16 protein-coding genes are annotated in these 20,540 nt (G+C 44.0%); 8 read left to right on the top strand and 8 right to left on the bottom strand.

Going from position 1 to position 20,540, the window contains the following annotated elements; translation table 11 throughout:
- Positions 1 to 33 precede the first annotated feature (33 nt).
- The 3 genes from R7E47_RS14035 to R7E47_RS14025 all read left to right on the top strand — a co-directional run bounded on the left by R7E47_RS14035 (position 34) and on the right by R7E47_RS14025 (position 4,225).
- Positions 34 to 1,557 (top strand): Na+/H+ antiporter NhaC family protein, encoded by a 1,524-nt coding sequence (locus R7E47_RS14035; RefSeq protein ID WP_064353653.1) that lies wholly within the window; start codon positions 34 to 36, stop codon positions 1,555 to 1,557.
- Between the two features lie 212 nt (positions 1,558 to 1,769).
- Positions 1,770 to 3,452 (top strand): chitinase, encoded by a 1,683-nt coding sequence (locus R7E47_RS14030; protein ID WP_318084439.1) that lies wholly within the window; start codon positions 1,770 to 1,772, stop codon positions 3,450 to 3,452.
- A gap of 182 nt (positions 3,453 to 3,634) precedes the next feature.
- Positions 3,635 to 4,225: an acetate uptake transporter gene (locus R7E47_RS14025; RefSeq protein WP_005381682.1), complete on the top strand. Its 591-nt coding sequence runs from the start codon at positions 3,635 to 3,637 to the stop codon at positions 4,223 to 4,225.
- Between the two features lie 100 nt (positions 4,226 to 4,325).
- On the opposite strand, the gene R7E47_RS14020 is transcribed toward R7E47_RS14025, so the two are convergent.
- Together R7E47_RS14020 and R7E47_RS14015 are read right to left on the bottom strand one after the other, a co-directional pair.
- Positions 4,326 to 5,873, bottom strand: coding sequence for an alanine/glycine:cation symporter family protein (locus R7E47_RS14020; RefSeq protein ID WP_005381681.1), 1,548 nt, complete (start codon positions 5,871 to 5,873; stop codon positions 4,326 to 4,328).
- A gap of 307 nt (positions 5,874 to 6,180) precedes the next feature.
- A complete protein-coding gene (locus R7E47_RS14015) occupies positions 6,181 to 7,437 on the bottom strand; it encodes a D-amino acid dehydrogenase (RefSeq protein WP_047102136.1) in 1,257 nt (418 codons plus the stop codon).
- Positions 7,438 to 7,543: 106 nt separating this feature from the next.
- Here R7E47_RS14015 and R7E47_RS14010 point away from each other — a divergent pair, with 106 nt between their 5' ends.
- The 4 genes from R7E47_RS14010 (at position 7,544) to R7E47_RS13995 (ending at position 12,209) form a co-directional block, all read left to right on the top strand.
- Positions 7,544 to 8,455, top strand: a complete 912-nt coding sequence (locus R7E47_RS14010; protein ID WP_318084437.1) for a LysR substrate-binding domain-containing protein — start codon at positions 7,544 to 7,546, stop codon at positions 8,453 to 8,455.
- Between the two features lie 117 nt (positions 8,456 to 8,572).
- On the top strand, positions 8,573 to 9,841 hold the full coding sequence (locus R7E47_RS14005; protein WP_005391505.1) for an O-acetylhomoserine aminocarboxypropyltransferase/cysteine synthase family protein: 1,269 nt from the start codon (positions 8,573 to 8,575) through the stop codon (positions 9,839 to 9,841).
- A 206-nt stretch (positions 9,842 to 10,047) separates the two neighbouring features.
- Positions 10,048 to 11,379 carry an aspartate aminotransferase family protein gene (locus R7E47_RS14000; protein ID WP_054579032.1) on the top strand — a complete coding sequence of 444 codons (1,332 nt, stop codon included), beginning with the start codon at positions 10,048 to 10,050 and terminating at the stop codon, positions 11,377 to 11,379.
- Positions 11,370 to 12,209, top strand: coding sequence for a 3-keto-5-aminohexanoate cleavage protein (locus R7E47_RS13995; RefSeq protein ID WP_258474386.1), 840 nt, complete (start codon positions 11,370 to 11,372; stop codon positions 12,207 to 12,209). The genes R7E47_RS14000 and R7E47_RS13995 overlap by 10 nt, the downstream gene beginning before the upstream one ends.
- A 74-nt stretch (positions 12,210 to 12,283) precedes the next feature.
- Here R7E47_RS13995 and R7E47_RS13990 read toward each other — a convergent pair whose 3' ends face one another.
- The 4 genes from R7E47_RS13990 to R7E47_RS13975 form a co-directional block, all read right to left on the bottom strand.
- Positions 12,284 to 13,651, bottom strand: a complete 1,368-nt coding sequence (locus R7E47_RS13990) for a Na+/H+ antiporter NhaC family protein (RefSeq protein WP_017635705.1) — start codon at positions 13,649 to 13,651, stop codon at positions 12,284 to 12,286.
- Between the two features lie 180 nt (positions 13,652 to 13,831).
- Positions 13,832 to 14,419 carry a DedA family protein gene (locus R7E47_RS13985; RefSeq protein ID WP_005381671.1) on the bottom strand — a complete coding sequence of 196 codons (588 nt, stop codon included), beginning with the start codon at positions 14,417 to 14,419 and terminating at the stop codon, positions 13,832 to 13,834.
- Between the two features lie 204 nt (positions 14,420 to 14,623).
- Positions 14,624 to 16,159 (bottom strand): bifunctional GNAT family N-acetyltransferase/carbon-nitrogen hydrolase family protein, encoded by a 1,536-nt coding sequence (locus tag R7E47_RS13980; RefSeq protein ID WP_005381670.1) that lies wholly within the window; start codon positions 16,157 to 16,159, stop codon positions 14,624 to 14,626.
- Between the two features lie 120 nt (positions 16,160 to 16,279).
- Positions 16,280 to 17,161, bottom strand: coding sequence for a LysR family transcriptional regulator (locus R7E47_RS13975; RefSeq protein ID WP_005381669.1), 882 nt, complete (start codon positions 17,159 to 17,161; stop codon positions 16,280 to 16,282).
- Positions 17,162 to 17,559: 398 nt separating this feature from the next.
- On the opposite strand from R7E47_RS13975, the gene R7E47_RS13970 reads away from it, so the two are divergent.
- Positions 17,560 to 18,123 carry a porin family protein gene (locus tag R7E47_RS13970; RefSeq protein ID WP_005381668.1) on the top strand — a complete coding sequence of 188 codons (564 nt, stop codon included), beginning with the start codon at positions 17,560 to 17,562 and terminating at the stop codon, positions 18,121 to 18,123.
- 121 nt (positions 18,124 to 18,244) lie between these two features.
- Here R7E47_RS13970 and R7E47_RS13965 read toward each other — a convergent pair whose 3' ends face one another.
- Positions 18,245 to 19,384, bottom strand: coding sequence for a lipase family protein (locus tag R7E47_RS13965; protein WP_005383744.1), 1,140 nt, complete (start codon positions 19,382 to 19,384; stop codon positions 18,245 to 18,247).
- A gap of 3 nt (positions 19,385 to 19,387) precedes the next feature.
- On the bottom strand, positions 19,388 to 19,939 hold the full coding sequence (locus R7E47_RS13960) for an Ig-like domain-containing protein (protein WP_258483900.1): 552 nt from the start codon (positions 19,937 to 19,939) through the stop codon (positions 19,388 to 19,390).
- Between the last annotated feature and the right edge of the window lie 601 nt (positions 19,940 to 20,540).

Genomic DNA, 20,540 nt, shown 5'->3' with positions numbered 1-20,540 from the left:
TTTAATTGTTTGATTATCATAAATGGTATTGCTATGGAACAGGCTGACGTTACCTCTCTCATTCCCATCCTTATTACTCTTTTCCTCGCGCTGACCACAAGAAATGTCGTTGTTGGTTTATTCGCCGGTGTGGTGAGTGGTGTCGCTATGCTCGAAGGGACATTTGTCGAAAAAGGGCCACTAGACTCGTTTAGTGCATTGATGAAAAGCTATCTACTGCCGCAATTAACTGACAGCTACAATGCGGGCGTCATTTTGCTCTTGGTCTTTATTGGTGGCTTTGTTGCCTTGATGGAGAAATCTGGCGGTGGTGTGGCGTTTGCTAAAAAGGTTACTCAATGGGTTGCGAGTAAATGCCAAGCTCAACTGTCCGCATGGTTCGGTGGTGTGGTTATTTTCTTCTCAGACCTTGGTACACCACTGATTGTTGGCCCTGTTTTTCGCCCTTTATTTGATAAGTTAAAAGTATCACGCCAAAAATTAGCTTTTATTATCGACTCTACTTCCTCTCCCGTCGCAATCTTGATCCCTTTTATCGGATGGGGCGTTTACATCATGGGATTGATTCAAAAAGAGTTTACTGCCCTGAATGTCAGTATGAGTGATTGGGATGCTTTCATTGGTGCGATCCCGTATCAGTTTTACGCCTTTCTTGCGATCGCGATTGTGCCGATTGTCTCTTTCTTCAAATTAGATTTCGGACCGATGGCGAAGGCTGAGCAACTAGCAGAGCAGGGCTCCGACTTTGGGAAAGTGCAGGAGTCCATGAATGTGTTTACGCATAAAAATGCAAAATCTAGTTTTGTATGGGCACCTTTGCTCGTTATGCTGGTGGTTCTATGTACCATCCTCGTGCCACACGGTTTTCCATTTCAAAAAGTGGCAGGATCAACGTTTAGGGCTGCACTTTCTTCTGCATATTTCTTCGCGGCCTTCACTTTAATTGCGCTGATGGCGTTTTATGGCGTAAGAAAGCTTTCGGATGGTATTCAGGTTTATCTGAAAGGGATGTCAAACATGATGTCAGTGGCGGTGATTCTGGTATTGGCTTGGGCGCTTAGCTCGGTTGGGAAAGAATTAGGTGCAGCTGCATACATTGCTGAACAAGCTCAAGCCGGTTTCCCTTACTGGTTATTGCCAGCGGTTGCGTTTTTACTGGCCGGTATTATCTCGTTCGCTACGGGATCATCTTGGGGGACGTTTGCCATCATGATGCCATTAGTGATCCCAACTGCCGTCGCGATTGATGCACCACTGTTGGTTTGTATTGGTGCGGTATTATCTGGTGGCTTGTTTGGCGATCACTGTTCTCCCATCTCTGAAACTACGATTTTGTCGTCGACAGGAGCGGGGTGTGAACAGTATGAGCACTTCCGTACACAATTACCTTACGCATTACTCAATGGAATGATCGCATTGGGGTGTTTTCTTTTAGCTGGAATCAACGCCTCACCAGTGATTGTGCTTGCCGCAATTATTTCTCAGTGTGTGGTTTATTTTGTGCTGTCTAAACAAAAGTCAACCGCGAAGCTAGAGGTGGTTTCGGCAGATCAATAAAGAGAGAAACATCACAAAGCGGAGGCTCACAGGGTCTCCGCTTTTCTTTTGAGTCAAGGTAACATTTTTCTTGTGACAAAATGTGTGTGAGGACCTATTTATTCATTTTGTCTCGCAGAATCAACGTACTTGGCTCGGTGTTTCGTATATATGATCCACTATATGTCTAGTTATTCCTCGTATATTGTATTGTTGAAATCCGGAGACTAGACATGTTTGCACTCAAACATCTTCCTCTTGCATTGAGTTGTGTCTTAGCAGCACAAGTGAATGCGAGTATGAATATTCAGCCCGATCCGCAAAATCCGAATGGTTATGTTATTGCTCGTGGTGACGTTCAAGCCGTAGAGCAAAGCAAAACTTCTGATCCTATGTATGCCATTTGGTCACAAGCATTAGAGACACGCCCGAACTCAGTAGTTGAAGCGATTGTTCCAGGGGCGACAACCAACCCAGAAAACGTGAAGCGTGTAGAGCGTGTATTCCCCGAAAGTGAGTGGGACTTCCTGACTCAAATGGCGGCACCTGAATACACTTACACGCGTTTCCTACGTGCAATTGGTAAGTTCCCTGCATTCTGTGGTGAGTACACAGACGGTCGTGATTCGGATGCAATTTGTAAAAAATCGATCGTGACAGCGTTTGCTCACTTTGCACAAGAAACCGGTGGCCATATTTCGATCGATAACGTATCGGATAATCCGCTAGGGTTGGAAGAGTGGCAGCAAGCTTTGGTTCATGTGCGAGAAATGGGATGGTCTGAAGGGCAAGAAGGTTACACAACAGGTTGTGGTCAAAATGACTGGCAAAACAAACGCTGGCCATGTGAACCTGGACAAGGTTACTTTGGACGTGGTGCAAAACAGCTTTCTTACCATTTTAACTATGGCGCGTTCTCTGAAGTGATGTTTGATGGTGATGCATCTGTATTGCTAAAAAATCCAGGCTTGGTTGCGGATTCGTGGCTGAACTTAGCATCGGCTATCTGGTTCTTCCTAACCCCACAAGCACCGAAACCTGCAATGCTACATGTGATTGACCGTACTTGGGTGCCTTCACAGCGTGAGCTTGATGCTGGCATTGGTTACGGCTTTGGTACCACCATCAACGTGATCAATGGTGGTATTGAGTGTGGGGAGCAAAACAAAGATAAAGGTCAACCTGTTAACCGTATTCGCTATTGGGAAGGACTTGCCGCTCATTATCAAATTCCAATTGAAGCCGATGAGACCAATACCTGTTGGCAGCAGACGCCTTATGGCAGCTTAAATCTGAATGGTGCGACAGACGTGTTGTACACCAACTGGGATGGAGACTGGAAATACTACTCAGATCGTCCTGGAGGTCACTCATTTGAATGTGAGCTTGTTGGTTTCCAAACGGCTTACTCTGCGCTAGTTGCGGGTGATTATGAGAAATGTGTAACTAACTTCTACCAATCTCATGCGGGTTGGCCAGAAGTTCGTGTAGTTGACAAGTTAGACCCAGTGGATCCGGTCGATCCGCCTGTAGGTGGTGTGGCAGCTTGGGATTCTGGCAAAGTATATAACACGGGTGATCAAGTTTCTTACCAAGGTGCTGTTTACGAAGCGAAATGGTGGTCACAAGGTAATGAGCCAACGAAAGGAGACCCTTGGAAGCTGGTTTCAGGCACTCCTACGGAGCCGCCTACAACGGAACCTGAACCACCGGTGATTGAGCCAGAGCCGCCAGTAACCGAGCCAGAACCACCAGTGACAGGCAATTTTATTCAGTGGGAGCCGGGTGTAACGCAAGTCGCTAACGGCGATAAAGTGACGTACCAAAACAAATGTTTTGTCGCAAAAAATGGCCCTGGAGTATGGGAAAGCCCAACGCAAAGCAACTGGTTCTGGGACGAGATTTCTTGTCAGTGATCGAGTAAAAAACAACCTAACCATCTATAAAGACTCTGCTTTTTTGCAGGGTCTTTTTTTATATATGTAGTGGTTTATTTATGGAATCTAAGTTTTCAATAACAGCTTTTCTCTTTTGTTCTGCAGCCCATTAAAATTCGCGCGCATTTTTTATCAACATTTTTGAAAAAAGGTATTTGTACATGTCGACAAAACTGGCTAACCCAGCACCGCTAGGTCTAATGGGTTTCGGTATGACCACTATTCTGCTCAATATTCATAATGCAGGATTTTTCCCAATTGACTCTATGATCCTAGCGATGGGCATCTTTTACGGTGGCCTTAGCCAAGTAATCGTTGGCATCATGTGCTTTAAACGCGGTGATACGTTCGGCACAACTGCGTTTACTTCTTACGGTCTATTTTGGCTAACATTGGTTGGTCTAATCGTAATGCCTCACATGGGTCTTCCTGCAAGCCCTGCAAGCTTTATGGGTTGGTACCTAGCGCTTTGGGGCATCTTCACTGGTTTCATGTTCATTGGTTCTCTATGTTACCCAACAGCGAAGCAAGTGGTATTTGGCTCTCTAACTATCCTATTCTTCTTGCTTGCTGCTCGTGATTTCACTGGTAGCGAAGTGATCGGTGCTATCGCTGGCTTCGAGGGTATCTTCTGTGGCGCAAGTGCAATTTACTTCGCAATGGCACAAGTACTGAACAACGAATTTGGTCGTGAAGTGTTACCTGTAGGTAAAGCAAAAATCGCTCGTAAAGTTGAAGCGGTTATCGCCTAAGCTGTTACTCATAATGAAGAAAGGGGGATTAACCATTGGTTAATCCCCCTTTTTTATGTCCTCAATCGGACCACTGCTTTTTCTTATTTATGTGATAACGCTATGTTGATGGTTGCTCAACAGTTTCTGCGCTATTGCTGTCTGCCGTTGGTGCTTTACCCGTTTTACGTCGGTACTTATCTTCCCAGTAATCTGCGCCTTTAATGCCCAGTGCAACAGGGTTAAATGTAAAATCGGTCACACCACGTTTTTGTTGCTCTTCGTAGTCGTTCAGTGCTTTGAGTGCAGGCTTCGACATAAAGAAGATGATCAAAATACCGATGATGTTTAGCCACGCCATCAGTCCTACGCCTACATCACCCATCGCCCATGCTAAGTTGGCGGTTTTCACGGTTCCGTAGAACACGGATGAAATAATGATGACTTTCAGAATAAACATCAGTCCATTTACTTTGAACGTACGACGAATGTAAGCAATGTTCGTTTCTGCAATGTAGTAGTAAGCCAGAATGGTCGTAAACGCGAAGAAGAATAGAGCGATTGCGATGAATGGTTTACCCACGCCAGGTAGTGCGCTTTCGATCGCCATCTGTGTAAACACAGGACCATTTGCACCAATATCCGCTGGTAGGTTTTGAACCAGGAATGTACCTTCAATCGCACCATTTACGTTGTACGCGCCAGTGATAAGAATCATGAACGCGGTTGCTGAACACACAAGTAGTGTATCGATGTAAATAGAGAAAGATTGAACAAGACCTTGCTGAGCTGGGTGATCAACACTCGCTGCTGCTGCTGCGTGAGGACCAGTACCTTGACCTGCTTCGTTGGAGTAGACACCACGTTTTACACCCCAGCCGATTGCTGCACCAACGCCTGCCATTGGTGTGAACGCGTCACCAATAATCATGCCGAAAATGCGCGGAACCTCACCAATGTTTAGAAGGATGATGACAAACGCAGTAATGATGTAAGCTAACGCCATAAATGGTACAACGACTTGGGTAAAGTTCGCGATACGCTTTACGCCACCAAAAATGATGAAAGCCAAAATGACACAAACAACCGTACCAGTGAAAATTTTAGCAAAACTGAAGGTACCAATAGCGGTTTCAATCATGTCACCTGAGCCAAATGCGGCTTCTACTGCGTTACCGATACTGTTCGATTGAACGCCAGGAAGTAGAACACCACAAGCAAAGATGGTCGCGATAGCAAAGATCCAAGCGTACCATTTTTGTCCCATTGCTTTCTCAATATAGTAAGCAGGGCCACCACGGAACTCGCCTTCGTCTTCTTCTTTATAAATTTGTGCAAGTGTTGATTCTGCGTATGCGGTTGCAGCGCCAAAGAAGGCAACGACCCACATCCAGAATACGGCGCCTGGGCCACCGAAACCGATAGCAGCGGCAACACCAGCAATGTTACCTGTACCTACACGGCCAGATAGTGAAACGGCAAGTGCCTGAAATGATGATATCCCTTTTGTTGAACTCTTCCCTGAAAGTAATAAGCGCCACATCTCAAAGAAGTGACGAATTTGTACAAAACGCGTCATGATTGAATAGAACAAACCTGCGCCAAGGCACAAATAGATCAGTACCGGGCTCCAAATAATTCCATTCAGAAAATCAACTAATGACTGCATGAGTATTTTCCCTGTTAGTTGTGTTTGTGGTTGTTTTTCACACAATACATTACCCTTTATGTAATGCAATTGTTAACTTTTTTAGCTACAAATCCTTTGTAGCGTGATGATGAACACAGAATGGAGAGTAGTTGTTAAAATTTGGTTCTTGTTGCTTATTTGCTCCTTTTAGGTAGAAGATTTGCCTGATGATTAATTATGCAGCACATTGTCATTTAAATGTGCTGCGATTTTGATGAGTTAAAAATGCCAGTGGTTATGCATTTTGTGGAGTAAGTGTCTGCCTGTTTTTTGTTCAGTCATGTCCTCAGGCGTAACGACAAAGGTTAAGCTCCGCATTATCCATCACTTTTGCTTTTTCACCTTTCATTACGCTTGCTAGCAATTGACCTGAGCCACAAGCCATCGTCCAGCCCAGAGTTCCGTGTCCGGTGTTAGTAAAAAGGTTATCGTATTTAGTCGCACCGATAATTGGTGTGCCATCAGGCGTCATTGGCCTAAAGCCGCTCCAAAACTCAGCTTGGCTGAAGTCACCACAACGAGGAAAAAGATCACGGATGACCATTTCGATGGTGTTTTTGCGCTTTTGTGGAAGGGAAGCATCAAACCCTGCTAATTCTGCGGTGCCAGCTACGCGAATTCTGTCATCAAATCGAGTCATAGCGACTTTATAGGTTTCATCCATCACAGTAGATCGAGGAGAGAAGTGTTCATCTTCCATCGGGATGGTGAGTGAATAGCCTTTGACAGGGTAGACCGGAATATCAATATCGAGTTGCTTGAGTAGCGCTGTAGAGTAGCTGCCAGAGGCCACCACATATTGGTCTGCTTTAAATTGTCCTCGGTTCGTTTGGACACCTATGATCTTTTTGCCTACTGTAACCCAATTGCTTACTTCAGTATCGAACTCAAATCGGACACCGTGTGCCTTAGCAAGCTCCGTTAGTTGTTGGCAAAATTGATGGCAATCGCCCGTTTCGTCATCAGGTAGATGCAAGCCACCAACCAGTTTGTCTTTCACAAGTGCAAGCCCTGGCTCTTGTTCAATACATTGTTCGACGTCCATTAGCTTAAATCGGGTTCCGCTTTGTTCAAGGAGCTGCATGTCCTTTTCAATAGCTTGCAGCTGTTGATGTGTTCGGAATACTTGCAAGGTCCCAAACTGACGCCCTTGATACTCAATGGCGTGTTCTTGGCGTAACTGTTCTAAGCAAATACGGCTGTGGTTAGCGATAGAAAGCATGCGAGCCTTGTTAACTTGATAGCGAGGTAGGGTGCAATTCGCGACCATTTTACTCGCCCAGCGGATCATGTCGGCATTCAGGGTGGGTTTGATTTTAAGTGGAGCATGCTCTTCCATTAACCACTTAATGGCTTTAACAGGAACACCAGGCGCAGCCCAAGGTGAAGAGTAACCATATGAGATCTGCCCGGCATTGGCGAAGCTCGTTTCCATGGCACTGCTTGGTTGGCGGTCAATGACGGTAACTTGATAGCCTGCTTGAGATAAATACCAAGCAGAGGTTAAGCCGATAACGCCGCTGCCTAATACGATGACTTCCATTGATGCACTCCACACATTTATCAGAGTGCTCAGTTTCTTTTCTTTACCTTTTGTTAACAATCGATATAAATTACACACTGCGTTTAGAAAAACTATAGGCTCAAGGATGAAAAGTAATCTGATAAGTGGTTTGTGCCTATTTAGCCAAGTCGCGGAGTACAGCAGCTTTACTGGTGCCGCAAGACATTTACACCTCACCACTGGTGCCATAAGCCAACAAATTATTCATTTAGAAGCGTTATTAGGTTTTACTTTATTTGAACGCCACTCTCGCGGTATTCGTTTAACCGTAAAAGGCACTCAGTTACACCAAGCGACGCAGTTTCACTTTTCGGAACTGAGCAAATTGCTTGATGAGCTCAAAGTAGAAAAGCAAACCAATGAAATTCGTTTGAAGTTGACGCCTTCTTTTGCTTTCAAATGGTTAGTCCCAAAGCTCGAAAGCTTCCATCATGATAATCCGGATATCCAAGTACAAATCTTTGCGGAAGGTGCGTTGGTAAATAGTGAGATAAAAGACTATGACGTCGCAATTGACTATGGTCTTCATCCTTATAGAAATGCTAACGCGGAGCTGATTTTGGATGAGCATCTGCTGCCGGTGATGAGTCCAAAATACCTTGAGGATCATGGCTGGCTAAAAACGTTGTTTGGTGAACGAAAAACCTCAATGCCAGTGAAGCAATGGCAAGAGGCGACGCTACTACACGATGCGATGCCATGGGAAAAAGCGACGCGTGACTATGAGTGGCTATATTGGGCGTCAGCGATGGGGTTGGATTTTAAAACCGATATCGGACACTTTTTTAATCGAACGGATATGGCGATGTCTGCAGCCGAAGCAGGCGTTGGGATTGCGATGGCACGAATGGCACTGATTGAGGATGAATTGACGACAGAGCGTTTGGTTTCTCCATTCAAACCGATTCCTGCCAATGCAGGGTATTACTTGATCATGAACACACGTACGAATGCGACAGAAACGTTTCGTCGCTGGTTACTTGGACAGTTGAATTAGCGTTTTATCTCTGTGATTCATCCCTACGTTATTTGTTGAAAAATTGGGCAATATAAGTTTTAAGCAAGGTAAGTGCTTTGCTTGCCGCTATTTGAGTGATGAAAGACAGGGAAGAACATGAAAGACGAAACGCTATCCATCCATTTTGGTTACGAAACTGACCCTACCACTAAATCTGTCGCGACGCCGATTTATCAAACAGTCGCGTACGAGTTTGACAACGCGCAGCACGGCGCTGATCTGTTTAACTTGGAAGTGCCGGGGAATATCTACACTCGCATCATGAATCCGACTAACGATGTTCTGGAAAAACGCATGGCGGCGTTAGAAGGCGGCATTGCTGGATTGGTCGTGAGTGCGGGGAGTGCAGCGATTAACTATGCAATTCTGACCTTAGCGCAAGCGGGCGATAACATCGTTTCTACGCCGCAACTTTATGGCGGTACTTATACCTTGTTTGCGCACATGCTCCCAAATCAAGGTATTCAGGTGAAGTTTGCTAAAGATGACAAGCCAGAAAGTTTGGCCGAATTAATTGATGAAAATACCAAAGCGGTGTACTGCGAGAGCATTGGTAACCCTGCGGGTAATATCATCGATTTAGAACGTGTGGCGGAGCTTGCTCATGCACAAGGCGTACCTGTGATTGTGGATAACACCGTTGCGACGCCAGTGCTTTGCAAACCCATCGAATTTGGTGCGGATATCGTAGTTCACTCTCTCACTAAATACGTTGGTGGGCATGGCACCACATTAGGTGGCGTGATTGTGGATTCAGGTAAATTCCCTTGGGCGCAGCACAAAGACCGCTTTCCTGTTTTCAACCAACCAGAACCTTCTTACCACGGCGTGGTGTATACCGAAGCGTTTGGTGAGGCGGCATTTATCGGGCGTGCGCGTACCGTACCACTGCGTAATACCGGATCCGCATTATCACCGATGAATGCATTTATGCTTATGCAAGGGCTAGAAACGTTACCGCTGCGCATGGAGCGCCATACCGAGAACACACTCAAAGTGGCTGAATTCTTGGAACAGAATGACAAAGTCAGTTGGGTAAGTTATGCCGGATTACCAAGTTCTGAACACTTTCATCTCGCCGAAAAATACATGAAAGGTAAGCCTTCTGCGATTTTGTCGTTTGGTTTAAAAGATGGTTATGACGCTGGTGTGCGTTTTTATGATGCTTTGAAAATCTTTAAGCGTTTGGTGAACATTGGCGATGCAAAATCATTGGCTTGCCATCCTGCATCGACGACTCATCGTCAATTGAGCGAAGCAGAACAAAAACAAGCTGGTGTGTCTCCAGAGATGATTCGTTTATCGGTGGGTATTGAGCATATTGACGATATCCTAGCCGATTTAGAACAGGCACTAAACGCGTAAAACGATTTTTTTTAGCTTTGGGTTACCCATAGGCCAGCCTTTAAAAAAGCTGGCCTATTTTTATTTTATTGTTTAAATATCAAGGTTTTTGGTGTTTTTGGTTTGTGGTATTCCAAAAGCTCATAGAGGGTGAGATTTATTCTCTTGTCACGTTTGGGTTTGTTCCTGATGATGTGTGCATGTATTACACATTGGAAGGGACTCAAATGTCTTACGTATTTCACCGTCACTGCCATGCCACGCTGCCAATCATCGATAGAGGTGAAGGTGTTTATCTATTCGATAAGCATGGAAAGCAGTATCTCGATGCTTGTGGTGGGGCTGCGGTATCAAACCTTGGCCACAGTCATCACGCCGTTAAAAAAGCCATGTTGGAACAGATCGAGCGAGTGCCATTTGCTCATACTGGATTTTTTACTAGTGACAACAGTGAGCGCCTAGCAGAATTGATTTGTCAGCACATGCCTGATCAGTTCAACCATGTGTATTTAGTCAGTGGTGGATCAGAAGCGGTGGAGTCGGCACTAAAAATGGCGCGGCAGTATTTCGTGGAATCAGGTAAGCCAGAGAAAAAGCAGTTCATCGCGCGTCAGCAAAGTTATCACGGCAATACCTTGGGGGCTTTGGCTGTCGGAGGTAATGAATGGCGACGTGAACCGTTCAAACCCATCTTACACCCGAGCCATCATATCGCCCCTTGCTATGCTTATCGTTATCAGCAGAGTCATGAGTCGGAATTGGATTACTCATTGCGAGCGGCGAATGAGCTAGAGGCAAAAATTCTTGAGTTGGGGGCTGATAATGTCATGGCTTTTGTCGCCGAGCCCATTGTGGGAGCCACCGCTGGAGCTGTGCCTGCAACGCAAGGTTATTTCAAGCGTATTCGCGAAATATGCGACCAATACGATGTGTTATTGATCTTGGATGAAGTCATGTGTGGCGTTGGACGCAGTGGCAGTTTTTTTGCGTTTGAGCAAGAAGAGGCAGAACCCGATCTGGTGTGTATGGCTAAAGGGCTTGGTGCGGGTTATCAACCTATTGGCGCGGTGGTTGCGAATGATCGAGTCTATCAAGCTATTGCTGATGGAAGCGGTTTTTTCCAACATGGTCATACCTTTATGGCGCACCCTGTGGCGTGCGCTGCTGCCGTGGCGACCATTCAAACCATCTTCCAAGATGATTTATTAACGGCGGTGAATCAGCAAAGTGCTTTGCTGCGTAATGAGCTTACTTCTGCATTGGCCCATTTACCGTATATTGGCGACATTCGTGGTAAAGGCTTGTTTTTTGGCATTGAGCTGGTGGCGGATAAAGAAAGCAAGGCGCCTCTGAGTAAAGCCACATTGGCAGACAAACGCATCAAACAGCGAGCAATGGAAAATGGCTTAATGTGCTATCCAATGGGCGGAACGATTGATGGCGTTAATGGGCACCATACCTTGCTTGCGCCGCCATTCATTATTCAGCCTCACCATATTGATGAGCTAGTTGGCAAACTCTCATTAACGCTAAAAGAGGTAGCGAAGGAATGGAATTAGAAAATCGATGTATACGAGAGCCTATCGCTATTATCGTGGCCCCAAACGGTGCAAGAAAAACTAAGCACGATCACGCCAGCTTACCCATGACAACAGACGAACTGGTTGCAGAGGCTATCGCTTGTCAAACGGTAGGGGCTGCCATGATCCATTTGCATGCTAGAGACGCCAACGGACGTCATTCATTAGACATCGACGGCAACATGGCAATTTACCATGCCGTGAAAGAAGCGGTGGGACAAAACATGATGGTACAGCTCACCACAGAGGCGGTGGGCTTGTATTCTCCGCCACAACAGATGGCGTTAGTTAAAGCTGTGAAACCAGAAGCGGCTTCTTTTGCATTGAGGGAGTTAATCCCTGATCGCGCAAGTGAGAAAGAAGGGCATGCCTTTTTCCATTGGGTGGCAGAACACAACATCGTGAGCCAAATTATTCTCTACGATGCAACCGACATTGAACGTTATTTCCAACTGCGTGATGCGGGCGTGTTACCTAAAACGCATCAGCATGCATTAGTGGTGTTAGGGCGTTATCACCAAGCTCAACAGTCTTCGCCATGGGATTTACGAGGTTTGAATTTGGCGCGTTTTGTCGAGGAAGAAATTCGATGTGCCATTTGTGCTTTTGGCGCGCGAGAGCAAGACTGTTTAGCGAGTGCGATGTTACTTGGATTCGATGTGAGAGTGGGGTTTGAGAATAACCACGTCGATGTGGCAGGCGAATTAGCAATCAGTAACGCGGCTCAGGTGGAAGCTATACGCGATGTGGCGCATCGCTTTGCTATTCCTTTACACAGTGCGCAAAGTTTGCGTTCAGCTTTGAAGTAAATCTGCTCGCGGAAAAGAAAAAAAGAAGAAAGGAAAGTAAAAAGGCTCCATCGGAGCCTTTTCGGTATTTGTCGTTAGTTCTCAGTTTGCGCTACAGGTTGACGAGCGGGATGTTTGATAAACACCGCGACAACAGCCGCTATCGCTAATGCAAAACAGTAGTAAGAATTGGCAACTACTTCAAGTGGCGATAGGTTGAATACGGAACCTAGCAGCAGTACTTGAGCACCGTAAGGCAACACGCCTTGCACCACGCATGAGAAAATGTCTAACAAGCTTGCTGAGCGGCGAGGAGAGACATTATTCTCTTCCGCCAGTTGGCGAGCAACGCTGCCCGATACAATGATGGCTACGGTGTTGTTTGCCGTACAGCCATTGACCATTGATACCAAACCTGCAATACCTAGCTCGCTTGCACGACTGTTCGCATGTTTAGAGTGACTAGAGCCAAACGCGTGGATAAGGCTACTAACGAAATTTGTTAGAAAAGCAAGACCACCTTGGCGACGCATCAGTTCACTCAAACCACCAATCAGCATGGATAACAAGAAGATCTCTTGCATGTTACCAAAGCCTTTGTATACGTCTTGGGCTAGATTAGTTAGTCCGTAATTGTCAATCGATGCCAAGCTCACGCCGCCAGCCAAAAGAATGCCAATCGACAGAACCACAAACACATTCACACCAGATACCGCTAGGATCAAAATAGTGATGTACGGCAAGACTTTTAGCCACTCAATATCGCCAGTTTCAGGCACTTGAGTCGCGGTACTGTTGAAAGCGAACACTGCAATCGCGATCAACGCCGCAGGTAAAGCAATACGAATGTTCTCTTTAAACTTGTCTTTCATCTCACAACCTTGAGAGCGTGTCGCCGCGATGGTGGTGTCAGAGATGATAGAAAGGTTATCACCAAACATAGCGCCGCTCAGCACAACGCCTGCGGTTAACGGTAAGCTCATTCCTGCTGATTCAGCAATCCCCAACGCTACGGGGGCAACGGCTGCGATGGTACCCATCGAAGTCCCCATTGCTGTTGCGATAAAAGCAGAAATCAGAAAAATGCCCGGTAAAATCATGCTGGTTGGAATAGCGGATAAACCAAGGTTCACTGTTGCATCAACACCACCAGAGGCTTTTGCTACCGCAGCAAAGGCACCTGCAAGCAGATAGATCATACACATTGCGATGATGTCTGGGTGGCCAACACCACGCATGAAGTGTTCGATTGAGCGGTTAAGTTTCTCTTTACTTAAAAGAAACGCAATGATGATGGCTGGTAATACCGCGATGGGTGCAGGCAGCTGGTAGAAGGCAAATTCCACGCCTTGCAAAGATAAGTAAGTGCCTACGCCAATAAATAGCGCAAGGAATACAATTAATGGGATCAGTGCGACCGCAGACGGTGCAACTGTTTTAGTAGTTTGTTGGGAACCGGACATGTAAACGACAATGTTAATGATAAGAGAAAAGAGCAGACTAATATCACATTTACGTATTGTCAACGTCTAGACGTCTAAATGGCTGTTTAAATTTTGCGCGTAAAGAAAAAGATAAAAGCTCGTATTACGTATCTCACTGATACCACGAGCTTTAGTTATGCGCTAATGAAGAGGCTGTCGTTATTGCATTGATTTAGCTTTTTTGCGTTTAACAATACCTAAAACCATCCACGTAAATAAGACAGCAGCAAATGCCCATACCAGATATTTATATTCGGTGTACAGGTTGCTCAACACGCTTAAATGTTCAAATGCAAAGTGAGTTAACAAGCTGAATACCAATACCCAAACCGTCGCCGCGAGGGCGTTACCGAGCAAAAACTCTCTACGTGGCATTTTCGCGATACCGCATGCAAGAGGCATAAATTGCTTCATTCCTTCAATAAAGCGGCTGACGACCAAGCACGTAGGGCCGTATTTCTGGATAGTCAATTGAAGCGTTTGCATCTTCGGGCCGGAAATGTAGCCTTTTTTATCCAACCAGCCTTCAAAGTAATAGCCGATTAGGTAACCACAGGTATTACCCAAAAAGCAGCTCAGCCACGATACCATCATTACCATACTTAGGTTCATGACTTGTTCTGACGAGAGCAAAGATGCCGCGATCATCAGTGATTGACCAGGCATCGGGATACCTATCCCTTCTAGAAATATACTGACAATCAGCGCAACGTAGCCGTATTGCTCAAGCAAAGGCTTCATTGACACGAGAAGTTCGTTAATATGTTCCAAAAGCTTTCCCCTAATAAAAGCGGAACGAAGTTGGAGTGATACTCCGAATGTCCTATTGGGTCAATTCTTGTTTCTCACCATTGAGAAAAACTGACATGCCTCTGATAATTGCGCAGAATCAACCTGCAGCAGGCTTTATTCGCCGCCACGCTCTTTGGTAGCGGCGAATTAGGGAGATCCTTATGACTCTTTGGCTTTGGTGAATGCACCATACAAATCAAGGCGGCGATGACGTAAGTTGGTGACAGAGCCTTCGGTATTAAGCTGTTTCAACTTAGTCAAATCAACATCAGCGAAGATTATCATTTCGGTGTTGGCGCTTGCTTCTGTCAAGGTCGCATCGTGTGGAAAATAGATATCCGACGGTGAAAATACGGCAGATTGTGCGTACTGGATATCGACATTATCAACACGAGGTAAGTTGCCGACACTGCCCCCAATTGCAACGTAGCATTCGTTTTCGATGGCTCGTGATTGGGAACAGATTCGTACTCGTTGGTAGCCATTTTTTGTGTCTGTCCAGAAAGGAACGAACACAATTTGTGCGCCTTGCTCGGCGAGCATTCTTCCCAACTCTGGGAACTCGCTGTCATAACAAATCAGTATGCCGACTTTGCCTGCATCGGTTTCGAACACTTGAACATTGTCACCACCGTCGATCACCCAGTCTTTTTGCTCATGGGGCGTGATGTGGATCTTATATTGAGCGTTTATTTCACCATCTCGTTGCAGCAAGTAGGCCACATTATACAACTTGCCATCCTCGATGACGGGCATACTGCCTGCAATAATGTTGATGTTGTAGGTGACGGCCATCTGCGAGAAGCGGTTTTTGATCTCTTCTGTAAAGCTAGCCAAAAAGCGAATTGCTTCGACGGAATTTTGGTCGTTTTGCAATCCCATCAGCGGCGCGTTAAAGAATTCAGGGAATAGGGCGAAATCGGCTTTGTAGTTCGCAAGAGAAGAGATGAAGAACTCAGCCTGATCGAGCAAGTCCTCTAAGTCATTCATAGCACGCATTTGCCATTGCACAACACCAATCCGAATCAGCGTTTTTTCTACATCGTGTACGGATTGAATATCCTCTTCGTAGAAGAAGTTATCCCACTCCAGTAGAGTTGCGTAGCCTTTAGAAGCACTATCCTCTGGCAAGTAACCACGCATAATACGCTTTACATCGAAGTCATTTGCAAGCTGAAAAGACAAAATAGGATCGTGAAGCTCACGGCGTTTTATCTTGTCGATGTATTCAGCCACGCTCAGTTCGTCAGCATATTTGTGGTAATTCGGGATGCGACCACCGGCTAAAATTGCTTTGAAATTCTTACTCCGGCAAAGTTCTTTACGCGCATCATACAGACGGCGACCTAAACGCAGCCCACGGTAGTCCGGGTGAACAAATACATCGAGACCATACATGGCGTCACCGGTCACTTGGTTTTGGATGACGTTGTTCTCGGTGATGATGTCGGTGTACAGGTGAGGAAGTGAAAATCGGTTGTAGTCCACTTTGATTGTTAGCGCTGCGCCGACAATTTTTCCGTTATCCTCAATACAGATTTGTCCATCAGGAAACTGATGAATAAGATCCATGATGGTCAGGCGTGGCCATGAGCCACCAACATCAGGAAAAACAAGGTCCATTAATTCCGCGAGCTCTGGGTAATCGGTCGGCTCAATGGTGCGTAAAGAGAGTCTTGGCGTGTTGCTGTCCATATCCTACTATCCATTTATCCTTTTTAAATAGTATGGATGAGAATGCCATAAATTTGAGCAGACAGATACCGAAGTCTTTGAGTTGTTTTGGTTTACCTAAACGAGTTTAAAGAAACAACATTAACTTAGCTTGCTCTTCAGCCATTCGTGAAATGCCACTACTTTTTTAGCTGAAAGTCGATAATTTGGAATCATCACGTAATAACCATAACCGCTCTGTAAAGAGAGGTTGAGAACATGCTGAATGTCCCCTCTTAAAATCGAATACTGCGCCATAAAATCAGGAAGCAAGGCGAGCCCTTTTCCCATTCTGACAGCTTCGCAAGCTAGGTAAAAATGTTCGACGCCTACAGGTTGATAGGTAACGGGAGATTCTACAGTGTAGACAGTTTTAAATTGCTCCCATAGCTGAGGGCGAGTGATTTGAGGTATAAACGGATAATTACTAACAGCGTGCACACTCTCAATTGCAGGAGCATTTGTGCAACCGACTAATAACAATGTTTCTTCGCACAGTAAGTGGCTGTATTCATAATGTGTGGATAATGGAAGGCAGCGAATATGTAAGTCACTTTCGTTGCTCGAATCTTTGACGTTCCCATCCCCGGTACAGACTCTTACTCGGATGTTAGGATGTTGCTGGTGGAAGTCATCAATATTAGGTATCAACCAAAGGCTGGCAAAAGAAGGGGTTACGTCCACGGTGAGTAATTCTTGCTTTGAATCTGACTGGATTAAGTTGGCAGTTGCATGCTGAATAAGCTCCAAAGCTTCTGTGACTTGCGGCAGATAACGCTTGCCTTCTTCGGTTAACTCAATACCACTCGCCCTTCTTTGTATTAAAGGTAAACCCACCAATTGCTCCAGCGATGCGATTTGTTTGCTTACTGCGCTTTGCGTAATACATAGGGCATCCGCTGCTTTAGAGAAACTGAGGTAATTAGAGACCGCGACAAACGTCCTTAATGCTCGAATAGAAGGGTATTCACTGCCTTTTAACATACTTCAGTTCCATTAAACTCTGCTTAGGCAAAGAGTAGAGTATTCACGGCTTGAAGCAAAGTAAGATGCAACGTATGTGTGATTAGCTTCCTTTCTTATAAAAACTAGCTAAGCGTTTTTTGACTGATTAATCTACAAGAGTATTTTAGATGTTTATTTAATTTCTTTGAAAAATCTACAAATTAACAAGAATCTTTTTCACATCATCGATTAACCTCAATTTAGTATTGTTTATATAAAGTAAACAGACAGATCGTTTTTTCTGTTTTTGTTCGGCGTTCTTTAGAGGATTGTCAGTATTCTATAAAATTAAATATATTTTTCATTAATTTAAAGTTGGCATTGCATTTGCTCTTTACTATTCGAACCTTCAATGGAACTTATATTAGGAGAACGAAATGAAAAGCAATGTTGTTACTTTGATTAGCCTTTTTTCTTTAGCAACGTTTAGTACTTTATCACATGCTGCGGACTCCAACGATCATGGTGTATATGTTGGCGCCAACTACGGTTACTTAAAAGTTGATGGACAAGATGACTTTGATGATGACAGCGATGTTATTCAAGGTTTAGTTGGTTACCGTTTTAATCCTTACTTAGCGTTGGAAGGTGGTTACATTGATTTCGGTAGCTATGGTAATAACCTAGCAAATGCCGAAACGGACGGCTATACAGCGGCTCTAAAAGTTACCGCTCCCATTGCTGATCGTGTCGACCTTTACGCAAAAGGCGGTCAAATGTGGTACTCGACGGATTACAACGTTGCGGGCTTCCAAGGCAACAAAGATGATGAAGGTGTATTCGCTGGTGCCGGTGTGGGTTTTAAAGTTACTGATAACTTCTTAGTTAACGCAGAATATATGTGGTACGACGTAGAACTCAATGCGGAGAATGTCGCGAACGGTGCAAACACGGAAACAGACTTTAACCAAGCATCACTAGGTGTGGAATATAGATTTTAATATTGTTAACAACTCTAAGCCCTAATAAAAAGCGAAGCCTAAATAGCTTCGCTTTTTCTGAACTCAATCTAGTTGAGGATAATAGAGCGTTTTTTAGAATAATTGTTCGTGCCTTTTACTGTCACTCTACTATATTTAGAGCATTTCTAACATGACTATCTAACCTTCTTACTAGTCTCGAAAAACAAAGTTTTATCACTCTATAAGTAATACTCGATAGGTCGATCGCTGCGCTACCTGACATTACATTCATGTGACCTAAAATACCGCGAACGTGTTCTGTATACTCGTTTTTTAGTTTTGAGATGTACGCCATAGCTTTAGCTAGTTGATCCCAAGCAGTAAGGCCTACAGTTGCTATTTGTTGTATTATATGACCCAGACCTGAAATTCTTAATAAGGTCAAAATTGAAGAGACTATTTTACTTACCCAACCATCAGTCATCCGAGCATTATATCTATTGTTGAAGTCAAGAAATACGTTGCGTTCTAGGTAAGCTTGAGATTTGGGTTGTAGTGCCGACCACTCATTACTTGTAGCGGTATTGACATAACCCGGAACAGATTTTTTTCCTAGTCCATGAGCGCAGAAGTAGATGCCAGAACTTCCATCTAGCCGATACTCAATACCACCGTGAGTAAATGGCCAAAGAGGAGACATAGGAACTGGATCTGCGCCATGAGTGCAGCGATAGGAAGAATCTAACTCCCTTCTTGCGTATGGTTTAAAGCCAACTTTTGGTGCGCCAAAAGTATATAGGTGTACGCTATAGCCGTACTGACTCTTCACCCAATCTGCCGCTAATGAAGCAAGAGCACCACCTAAACTATGACCTACACAGTGTATTGCCTTCGGTGCTTTCATGTTCTTTTTCGAATAACCAGCGATGTATGCTGCAAGTTGTGGCTTTATCGTATTGAAGAGATTTACAAAACCTGCATGTACCCTGTAACCGGATGAGGTACCTGATATCCCAATGTTTCCATCGGTCATAATGTCGCCGATGTTTACTTGAGTGCCACGGAAGGAAAATACCAAAGTATCGGCAAACTCGCCCTTACCTCGACCTATCGCTACAAAATCTGATGTCATTCCACCAAATCCCATAAAGCCACTTGTCGTTCCTTTTTTGACATCATTCCTTAGATCAAATGTAAAAAACTTTGCTATATAACCACTAACGTTACGAACATTAGTTGCGAATACAGAATAAGGGATTTCTGCGATTCTAGATGATAGTTTTGGTGAGAGTGATTGCATTCTTTAATTTCCATATAAGTCAGAGTCAATATATCCAAATAAATCACATTGACTATTTACGTAGTAGTCATCGTTTTCGTCATCATCAATTGAAAAAGCAAAGTACTTAAGAGGGTTTGCTGCATCACAGACTAGATTAGCCATATTGTTTTTTACGTAATCCTCTATTTCATAGCCATCGAACGAACCTTCCCAAATAATAACGCTTTCATCAATATCTAGTTCTGTGGTTAAAACAATAGTTACATAATGTTCAATAAGCGGGATCTTAACGCTCTCTTTGTTCTCATACACAGGAGAAAATTCAAACCGACCATTGCTGTCAGTAAATGTTGATAAGTCTATTGATTTTCCTGAAGCGCTTAAACCAATACTAAGACTAACCTTTTGGTTATTAATCGGCTTCCCTTTTTTTGTTAGCACACCATTGATTTGTGGTGTGTATTGGTTAACTTTATCGCTATTCAATATACTCTCTCCAAAACTCATATTAATGCTCAACAATATGATTGTAATAAATCCAACTAAGTAATTTCTCACATCGACTTTTTTCATTTTAAAAATCTATAAATGTATATGTATTGTGTGTTTTTACAATATTTAATGCTAACTATGTGATTCGTACTGCATTGCCCTTGTAACTTGTGAATTTGAAAATTACATTTTTAGATTTATGTTTATCTACTTGACCGATTTTTATTAGCATTAATAAAGTTTAAATCTGGAATACTCAGTCTACGCTAACCTTAGGTAGTTATATTGTATTGGATTTTTTAGGCTTTCATCTGGTAATGTGGAAGCAAAATAAACGAGAGCTATCGAATGGGAAAGAGCTCTATAAATACTAGGTTTCAGACAATGAAATCGTATTGAAAATAGTTAATTAGTCGCTTGCTCAAGAGGTGTTTTTATTACTTTACATCGTAATGCTAGATTGACTTGATAATTTATTTTTCCGCCAATTGTGATAACCAAGAACAAAAGAAAAGGCTTATTGAGTATCTTTTGATGGTTAGTGATAAACCCAAATTGTTCAACTTTAACCCATCATAATTCTATAACTTAGATTTAGCACTCGTAGTTGTTGATACCCCAAAAACTTAGAACACTTTAAATCGAAGAGCATATAGTACACACTTTTGTCCTTGAATGAGTT

Source organism: Vibrio sp. Vb1026, assembly GCF_033338745.1.
GTDB lineage: Bacteria > Pseudomonadota > Gammaproteobacteria > Enterobacterales > Vibrionaceae > Vibrio > Vibrio alginolyticus.
Note: the sequence above shows the minus strand (reverse complement) of the source record. Positions and strands in the feature narration are given on the sequence as shown.